We start from the raw sequence: 4,345 nt of genomic DNA, 5'->3' as shown, positions 1-4,345 counted from the left end.
TGATTGGCTATGCGCCACAACCAACCGTACCAGAACAAAACCCGGCGCAGCCAGATAAACCAGCGCAGCCGCCAGTGGAAGCAGACAAGCAGAGCAAAGCGCCGAGCATCGCCGAAGGTGCCGGCCAAACCATAGCCGCACCGAGCACAACCAGTAAAACATTCAGTGCCGGGCAAATCATCAGCCATAACGACATTGATAACCAAAACGGCCAGATCATTGCCAACGGCGGCATCGATCTGACTGCCCATAATGGTCTGAGCAATCAGGGCACCCTGAATCTCAACAAACTGCAAGTCAGCGGCGAACTGCTAGACAACCATCAGGGCAAACTGAATACCAAACAGGCTGATATCCACACCACCCGGCTGGACAACCGCGCAGGACAGATCAGCAGCAGCGGCCAGCTACAAATCCACAGCAGCCAGCTAGACAACCGCCAGGGCCGCATCCAGTCAGCCGAGCGGATGGCTATCGACAGTGCCGAACTGAACAACAGCGACCAAGGCACCATTGCCGCGCAGCAACAACTGCAAATCCACAGCAGCCAGCTAGACAATCGCCAAGGCCGCATCCAGTCAGCCGAGCGCATGGCTATCGACAGTGCCGAACTGAACAACAGCGACCAAGGCACCATTGCCGCGCAGCAACAACTGCAAATCCACAGCAACCAGCTAGACAATAGCAACAGCGGCCAGTTGTGGAGTGGCGGCCAGAGCGAAGTACAAACCGGCAGCCTGAACAACAGCAGCGGCGCCATCGACAGCGATAGCCTGCAACTGACTACCAACGAGCTCAACAACCAACACGGCGCCATCCGCAGTGCAGGCAAACAGCAACTTAGCGTGCGCAACCAACTACAGAACCAGAACGGCCAAATCGGCAGCAACAGCGACCTCAGCATAACCGCCGGTGATATAGATAACAGCCAAGGTAAAATCAGCGCCGGCAAACAGGCCGAGCTGCACACCCGCGCACTCAATAACCAGCAGGGCAGCATCGATGCCGATAGCATCGACCTAACAGCCGATAGCCTGAACAACAATGCCGGAGCCATCCGCAGCAACCAGCACCTGAGTGCGCAGATCAGCCAACACATCAACAATCAGCAAGGACAAATCAGCAGTGCTGGCGAACTACAACTCAACAGCAACACCCTAGACAACAGCGTCCAAGGCAAAATCATTGCCGGCAAACAAGCCAGCATCCACAACAATAGCCTCAACAACCAGCAAGGCAGCATCGATGCCGATAGCATTCAGCTACATACAGATACAATCAATAACCACAGCGGTGCCATCCGCGCCAACCAACAACTGACGGCACAGATTAACCAGCATCTGGACAACCGGCAGGGACAAATCAGCAGCGCCAAAGATGTCCAGATTCACGACCAGAACCAACAAAGCCTGAGCATCGACAACAGCGATAACGGCAAAATACTGGCAGGCAATGATCTGAGCATCCAAAGCAAACAGCTCAACAACCCCGGCAGCATCGGTGCCGGCCGTCACGCCACCATCCAGCTGCATGATAACTTTAACGTCGATGCTGACATCAAAGCTGGCGGACGCCTGCACCTGAGCAGCCAGGGCAATATCAGCAACAACCATACCCTTAGCGGTGGCGACAGCGTTAGCCTTAACGCCGCCAATATCGACAACCAGGCCAGCGGCATCATCCAGAGTAACAACCATACCGAACTACAGGCACAAGACAGCATCACCAACCGTGGCCTGATTAATAGTAACGGCATCACTCTGGTACAGTCTGGCAACAGCATCAACAACATCGGTAGCGGGCGCATCTATGGCAACCATGTTGCCATCGGTACCCATAACCTAATCAACCAGGAAGAAACCCTCGGCAGCGAAACCAAAGCCGCCGTTATTGCTGCGCGTGAGCGGCTGGACATCGGTGCCGCCAACATCATCAACAAAGAACATGCCCTCCTGTCGAGCGGAGGTGATATCGCCATTGGCGGTGCCTTAAACGAACAGCATCAGGCCACAGGCATGGCTGACAGCCTGATTAATGGCAGCGCGCGCATCGAAGCGCAGGGTAATGGCAACATCGCCGTCAAAGAATTACACAACCTCAATAACCACTTTACATTAGAAGAATACCTGGCCAATAAAGAAAGAATACAGCAATACAAATACCCTGGTCGCACCGAAAGGTGGACTGAAGGAGTAGATGGCTATTTTGATTTTAATGATAGTCGAGCCAAATTTACCTTCAACGACGGCAGTAAAGCAGTTGTTTACAACAAAAAAATGAGACAGGTTAAATGGTGGGACTTTATCCGTAAAACCTACAAACAACGTGTCAAAGAAAGCGATCCCGGCCAGATCATTATCGGTGGTAACCTGAATATTGCCGGCAGCCACTGGGAAAACAACAACAGCCAGATACTGGTTGGCGGCAACCTTATCGGCACAGACAACCTGCAACTGGACAATATCGAAACCAAAGGCCAGCAACGCGTAGAAGATAAAGGCAAAGTAGGTTATATCCAGTATGAAAGAAAGGGGCATGCACACACAGGACACTATCATGCCTACAAAGGAAAAGGTGGCAAATACAGCGACACCACCACAACCACCATCGACCTGGATCAGCCAGTCAGCCTCATCCAGCAGCACATAACCATTAAGGATTACCAGGACAAAACCAGCGCAGCCAATCCAACCGGCCACGAAGTTGGCAACATCAACAGCAACAACCAAAGCAGCACTGGCAACACCAATATTGCCCAACAGCAGCAACAAATCAAAACCCTGACTGATATCAACACCAACACCAACGCCAGACTGCCCAACAACAGCCTGTACCATATCAACCCCGATAATAACGGCTATCTGGTAGAAACCGACCCCGCCTTTACCAACCTAAAAAAATGGCTGGGCAGCGACTATATGCTCAGCGCCCTCGGCCAGAATCCGAACAAAATGCAGAAACGGCTGGGCGACGGCTATTACGAACAATACCTGATCAACGAACAAATTGCCCGCCTAACCGGCTTCCGCCGTCTGGAGGGCTACCAGAACGACGAAGAACAATACAAAGCCCTGATGAACGCCGGCATCACCGCCGCGCGCGAAATGAGCTTAGTTCCCGGTATTGCCCTGAGCGCAGAACAAATCGCCCGCCTGACCAGCGACATCGTCTGGCTGGTTAACCAGACCGTCACCCTGGCCGATGGCAGCCAGCAAACCGTCCTCGTACCACAAATCTACCTCATGGTACGCGATGGCGATATCAACAGCGCTGGCGCCTTAATCAGCGCCAACAACATCAGCCTGCACACCAACCAGGACATCAACAACTACGGCAGCATAGCCGGCCGTAAAATCGTCGACCTAGGTGCCCAGAACATCAGCAACATCGGCCTGATCAGCGGCAACAAAGTAGCCCTGAATGCCAGCAACAACATCGACTTCAATGGTGGTGCCGCTCAGGCCAAAGACCTGCTCAGCCTCAAAGCCAACCAAATCAACCTCACCACCACCACCGCCACTCATGGTGACCAACGCAACGGCGCCACCGTCATCGACCGCGTCGCCGGCCTGTATGTTACCGGAAACAAAGACAGCATCCTGACAGTGGACGGCAAAAAAGGCATAGATATCAATGGTGCCCAGCTCGTCAACACCGCCACCAACGGCCAAACCCAACTACGCTCCAGCGAAGGCAGCGTCAACCTAAATACCGTCCAGATAGCCGACCATGAAACCGAGGGCAAACTGAGTGACCGCAACCACATGTCACTGCATCACAGCGCCGAAGTGGGTAGCCAGATTCTCACCCAGGGTGATATCAGCATCGGTGCTGGCAAACAAATCAACATCCGCCAGGGCGACATCAACAGCCTCAATGGCAGCGTCAACCTTTACGGCAAAGAAGGCGTCAACATTACCGAAGGCCGAAAAACTGCCGATCTGGACGAATCCTTCTACCACAAATCCGGCAACATCGTATCCAGCCAAAGCAACCTAGACAAATATCAGGTACACCACAACGAAGCCGTAGGCAGCAGCATCACCGGCAAACAAATTAATATCGGCAGCGATCAGGACATCAACGTGCGCGGCAGCAACATCATCGCCCAGGATCAAACCATCCTCAGCGCCGGCCGTGACATCAACATCCAGGCTGCCCACAACAACTATCAAGACCACGAATACCACGAAGAGAAAAAATCCGGCTTCACCGCCAGCCTGTCCAAAGGCGTGGCCAGCGTCGGCTACAGCAAATCCAAAACCCAGCTGGATCAGCAGGAGCAGAACCACACCCTTACCCTTAGCCAGATAGGCAGCCTCAAAGGCAACACCATCATCCAGGC

1 protein-coding gene is annotated in these 4,345 nt (G+C 53.4%); it reads left to right on the top strand.

Translation table 11 applies throughout. From position 1 onward, the window contains the following. Window positions 1-4,345, top strand: a 4,345-nt coding sequence (locus tag GYX26_RS11070) for a hemagglutinin repeat-containing protein (RefSeq protein ID WP_174829292.1), incomplete at both ends; no start/stop codon positions are given.

The organism is Snodgrassella sp. ESL0253 (assembly GCF_013344965.1).
Classification (GTDB): Bacteria; Pseudomonadota; Gammaproteobacteria; order Burkholderiales; family Neisseriaceae; genus Snodgrassella; species Snodgrassella alvi_B.
This window is presented reverse-complemented; position numbering and strand designations above follow the sequence as displayed.